Raw genomic sequence first — 4,584 nt, 5'->3', positions numbered from 1 at the left:
CCAGCCAGGTCGATGTCGCCGGCGTAGGAGGGTGTGCGCTACTCGGTGCCGCACGGCCTGGTCGACACTCGGGTCTGGGCTCGTTTCCCCGGCGATGAGCTGATCGTGACCGCGGTGGGCGAGACCGGGCCGGCCGAGGTCGCCCACCACCCCCGGTCGACACCGGGAACACCCTCTATTCAGGACGAGCACTACCCGCCCCGGCGCGACAAGGAGGCCGAGCGGACCGGCGAAGGCCACCTCCGCGGCCGAGGCCGCGTTCGGTGGCTCTCGGGCCGGGTGCGGCGAGTTGGCTGACCGAGGCCGCCGCGATCGGTGCCCGCCGCGTCCGGGCGAAGATAGCCGAGGCCGTCGCGCTGGCCAAGTTGCACGGCCAGGCCGAGGTCGACAAGGCGCTGGGGACCGCGGCGATCGTGGGCCGGTTCGCCGAGAACGACCTGATCCGGATCCTGGCCTACCAGGCCGGCCGCGACCACGGCGAACCCACCCGCGCCGGCGAGGGTCACAGCCTCCAACCGGGAACGTCGGCCTGGTCGAACGTCGGCCTACCCCAGCCGGGCGCCGACACCGACCGCGCCAGCGACATCGAAGCGGATGAGGCGTGATGGCCACCGGGCTGCGCACCGTCTCGGGCTCGGCCGGCGACCCGCTGGCCGAGGCGATCGAGCTGACCCGCCGGCTCAAGCTACCGCACCTGCGGCGCGCCCTGACCGACCTGGTCCCCACCGCCAAGGCCCAGCGCTGGGACCCGGCCGAGGTCGTGCGTGTCCTGCTCGCGGAAGAGGCCGCCGGCCGGGACGCGGTCAACCTGCGGACCCGCCGCAAACGCGCCGCGTTCCCCGCCGGGAAGACCTTCGGTGACTGGGACGAGACCGCCTCTTCCATCCCACACCCCACCCCACCCAGGACGCACTGAAAACGCTGGAGTGGCTGGCGCGCAAGGAAAATCTCTGCATCTGCGGCCCGTCGGGGACCGGCAAGAGCCACTTCTGTGAAGCGCTCGGGCAGGCCGCCGTCGAGGCCGGGATGACGGTGGCCTGGTTCACCATCGAAGACCTCGGAGTGCTGGTCCGCCGCCACCGGGTCGACGACTCGATCACCCGGGTGATGACCCGGCTACTACGCACCGATCTGATCATCGTGGATGACATCGATCTGCTGCCGGTCTCACCGGACGCTGCCAAGGGCTTCTACCGGCTCGTCGATGCCGCCTACGAGCGCCGGGCACTGGCGGTCAGCGGCAACCTGCATCCGTCCGGGTCCGACGAGATGATGCCCAAGACCCTGGCTACCGCCACCGTCAACCGGCTGCTGCACCACGCCCACATCGTCGTGACCTAGGGTGACAGCTTCTGGCTCGCCCAGGCCACCTCCGGGAAGGGGGTGAAGGCGTTGATCTGATCGACACCTCACCCACGGCGGGGAGCTATCTGGCCGCCGTTGGGGAGATTTCCCTGGCCGCCAGTGGGGAGAACCGCAGGCCGCCTACGGGGAGAACGAAATGGCCATTGACACGCGACTTCCGAATACGTATGCCGTGGCACCCCCGCGGGTCAGGGTGACTGACCGAGAACCGGAGCGTGCCCAGCCTCGGTCGACCACGGTGGCGGAAACGTCTGTGACAGGCGCCGGCATCCAGCAGGCGATTGTCGCCGCGAACGCCGGGCAGGGAGGCACCTCGTCGCATCCGGCACCGGCACCGCCCCCAGCAACGGCAACCGCAACCCACGTGGGTCGGGCGCGCTGGACGGTGACCAGGGCTGGACGGGCTGGTGAGCACGAGCGTCGTATCCCCGCTCACAACGGGGATAGACTCGGTGCTGTCTAGACAGACTATCTGTCGTGTGGAGCTGGAGGCCGCCATGAACTGGCAGGTTCAGGAAGCAAAGCAACGCCTGAGCGAGGTACTCCGTGCCGTGCAGGTCGACGGACCACAGACAATCACACGGCATGGCGAAGAGATCGCCGTCATCATCGACGTCGATGAGTACCGAAGGTTGACGAGGCCGGCGAAAAATCTCACCGAGCTCCTCATCGGCCCCCCGTATTTCGACGACGACGTCATCGCCGTCCTGGAAGGGGTCGAAGCTGAGCGGAAAAATGACTTTCCGGGAGAAGTCGACCTCGGTGATGATATATGAGCTACCTACTGGACACCAATGTCCTGTCCGAGACCAGGAAACGCAGGCGCGACCCCGGCGTCACAGAATGGATCTCCCTGACCCCGTCGGGCCACATGTACCTGTCCACGCTGACCATAGGAGAAATCGAGCAGGGAATCACGCAACTGTCCCAACGAGGTGACCATCGGCAGGCGGCCATCGTCGAGGACTGGCTGAGCGATGTCATCCAGGAATTCGGCGAGCGGATCGTCCCGGTTACCACCCCGATCACCCGGCAGTGGGGAAGGCAGCGTAGAATCCACCCGGTCCCCACGATCGACGCACTGATCGCGGCTACGGCGGGGGTCCACGGCTGGACAGTGGTCACCCGTAACACCAAGGATTTCGAGTATACTGATGTCCGGGTTTTTAACCCCTTCACCGGCTGACCCGGATCCGCGGTGGCTCACTGATTCGGCTCGCCGGCCGTCCAGGTTTCCTATTCCCCGGCCCCCGCCGGCATGGGCAATCATGTCGACCCAGCCAGCCTCGCGAAAACAATGCATGTCGTGCCAGCTGCCCGGGAACGCGAGGCTAGCACAGATCAACCGGCCGGGCAGATCGACGAAGAGTCGGATGTCAACGCCGTGGCGACGGTGCTTGCCGGGCAGCAAATCCCTGCGGTGCCTCCAGCTCAACGTCGGTACCAGCGTTCCGTCGATCAAGCAAACCGTGCCTTCCAGGAGCATCGCCAGGAACTCTTCTTGATCGCCCTCGTCAGGGTAGCCGAACGCGTGGGCGAGGAATTTGACCATGGGCTGGTCATAGTCCCAGGCTGTAGTCCTGCCGATCTCGAAATCTCCGTGAAGGTCCTGGTAGGTGGCATTGCGGCGCAGCCGGCACACCGTCAAGCTCAGGGCTTGGAGAAGCGACAGGATCTTGGGCCGATGGAACGGGGAGCGGCGGTCGTGCTGCCGGAACCGACGGCCGGCTGCGGCAAGGCCACCCGTCGGTTCCGGAGGCCGGGCCTACCGTCGTTGCGAAACTGCCGGGATGTGCTCCGGCTGGTAGGTGGCGATAATCTTACTGAAGTCGAACGAGTTCTGCTCGACGTAGGTGCATTTAGCCAGGTCCGAGCCGCTGAAATCGGCGCACTCGGGCAGGCGGCCCTGGTTGTAGTCGCGGCTGGCGTCCCAGCCGGAGAGACAGCCGAGATTGTTCGTCCGGGCGAAGTCGACGAGACGACGCATGTGGTCCAATGTGAAGATCTTGCCGTTGATGTGCCGGCCGAACATGGGGCAGGCGCCGATGCGACGCCAGACCTTCTGCTCGTCCCAACCCGGCCAGGCCGCGGCGATCTGCGTGAACATCCCGTTGAGCGCGATCACGCAGCATTCGTAGGCGTCTGGCGGGGAGGTCTGGCCGAACTCCATCAGCATGCCGTTGATCAGGGATGGTTGGATGCCGGCGTCCGCGAGTAGCTGCAGCAGCCGGACCCCGCCGTCGTTGAAGCCGACCAGGCTGCCCGGGGCGCCGTCGACCGGCAGGGTATAGGAGATCTTCAGGCCAGGCTGGGCGGCGAGCACCTGGGAGATGGCTGCGACATGCCGCTCCAGGCCCGGCTGGTTGTGGATGAATCCGCCTTCGAAGTCGAAGTCGAGGTAGGTGGCGCCGTAGTTGGCGAGGATCGCCCGGTAGGTCGCCGCAATGCGGGAGACATCGGTCTCCACGTCCTCGAGGGGAACGTTCGACGCGCCACCGAACGAGAGGATGACCTTTCCGCCGTGGGCGGCGAAGGCGTTCATGTCCTCCTTGCCGAAATCACTGGTGGTGGCCTCACCGAGGCTCGGGTATCCACCCCAGTAGACTTTCTTGTCGCCGCTTGGCTGGGCTACCAAGAAGCCGGTGAAAAACGCGTCAACGCCGGACAGGGAGCCGTATTCGGCGATTTTCGGGTTCGGCCAGGCGGTGTAGTCGACGAAGGGTGCGCGTCGTGCGTCCCAGTCGCCCGGGTCAGGTAGCGGCGCGGTCGTCGTCGCGGAGATCTCCTCGGACAGGTCCGAGCGGTTGCCCGACACATCGATCGCGCGGACCCGCAGGCGGTACTCGGTCAGCGAGTTCAGCCGGGAGACCGTGGCGCCGGGGGTTCTGGTCGGCCACGTGTGGGTCTCCCCGCCGGGCGTGCCGTATTCGATCACGTAGGAGGCGACCGCGACGTTGTCGGTGGACGGGTCCCAGGTCAGCTGCAGGCTGTGCGGGGCCCAGCCGGTGGCACGCAGTTTCTCCGGCACGGTGGGCGGGTCGTTGTCGACCGGCGGGTTCGCGTCCTGACCGTTGACCGTGAAGCCGTTCGGCAGCAGCCCGGGGTCCGTGCCCGCGCCGGGCCCGCCGTTCTGCATCGCAACGGTGAACTCCTGGGAACTCTGGGCCAGAATGATCTTCCGTTCGGCGACGAACCGGCCCGTGACAGCCTCGACCGGGC

At 66.8% G+C, this 4,584-nt stretch carries 3 protein-coding genes and 3 pseudogenes; 4 read left to right on the top strand and 2 right to left on the bottom strand.

All coding sequences use genetic code 11. The features are described from left to right. Positions 1–27 precede the first annotated feature (27 nt). From MJ785_RS15075 to MJ785_RS15060, 4 genes and pseudogenes are all read left to right on the top strand, one after another. Positions 28–605: pseudogene (locus MJ785_RS15075) on the top strand (IS21 family transposase); the annotation flags it as partial. Then, positions 605–1,341: pseudogene (locus MJ785_RS22325) on the top strand (ATP-binding protein). The pseudogenes MJ785_RS15075 and MJ785_RS22325, both read left to right, overlap by 1 nt. Before the next feature lie 431 nt (positions 1,342–1,772). Next, positions 1,773–2,141 (top strand): type II toxin-antitoxin system Phd/YefM family antitoxin, encoded by a 369-nt coding sequence (locus MJ785_RS15065; RefSeq protein WP_239375593.1) that lies wholly within the window; start codon positions 1,773–1,775, stop codon positions 2,139–2,141. Continuing rightward, the gene (locus tag MJ785_RS15060; RefSeq protein WP_239375591.1) at positions 2,138–2,551 is read left to right on the top strand and encodes a type II toxin-antitoxin system VapC family toxin; all 414 of its coding nucleotides are present in this window, start codon (positions 2,138–2,140) and stop codon (positions 2,549–2,551) included. The genes MJ785_RS15065 and MJ785_RS15060 overlap by 4 nt, the downstream gene beginning before the upstream one ends. A 90-nt stretch (positions 2,552–2,641) precedes the next feature. Here the strand turns inward: MJ785_RS15060 and MJ785_RS22320 are convergent. Both MJ785_RS22320 and MJ785_RS15055 read right to left on the bottom strand, forming a co-directional pair. Next, a pseudogene (locus MJ785_RS22320) lies at positions 2,642–2,851 on the bottom strand (transposase family protein); the annotation flags it as partial. A gap of 279 nt (positions 2,852–3,130) precedes the next feature. Continuing rightward, positions 3,131–4,584: fibronectin type III domain-containing protein (locus MJ785_RS15055; RefSeq protein WP_239381419.1), on the bottom strand; the 1,454-nt coding region annotated here is incomplete at its 5' end.

Origin of the sequence: Protofrankia sp. CiT1 (assembly GCF_917627335.1) — a bacterium.
Taxonomy (GTDB): Bacteria; Actinomycetota; Actinomycetes; order Frankiales; family Frankiaceae; genus Protofrankia.
The sequence above is the reverse complement of the archived record's forward strand: the minus strand, read 5'-3'. Positions and strand labels throughout refer to the sequence as shown.

Bases quoted from the DNA above. Each gene is read 5' to 3' on its own strand.
- MJ785_RS15060 (WP_239375591.1), top strand. From the start codon at position 2,138: ATGAGCTACCTACTGGACACCAATGTCCTGTCCGAGACCAGGAAACGC.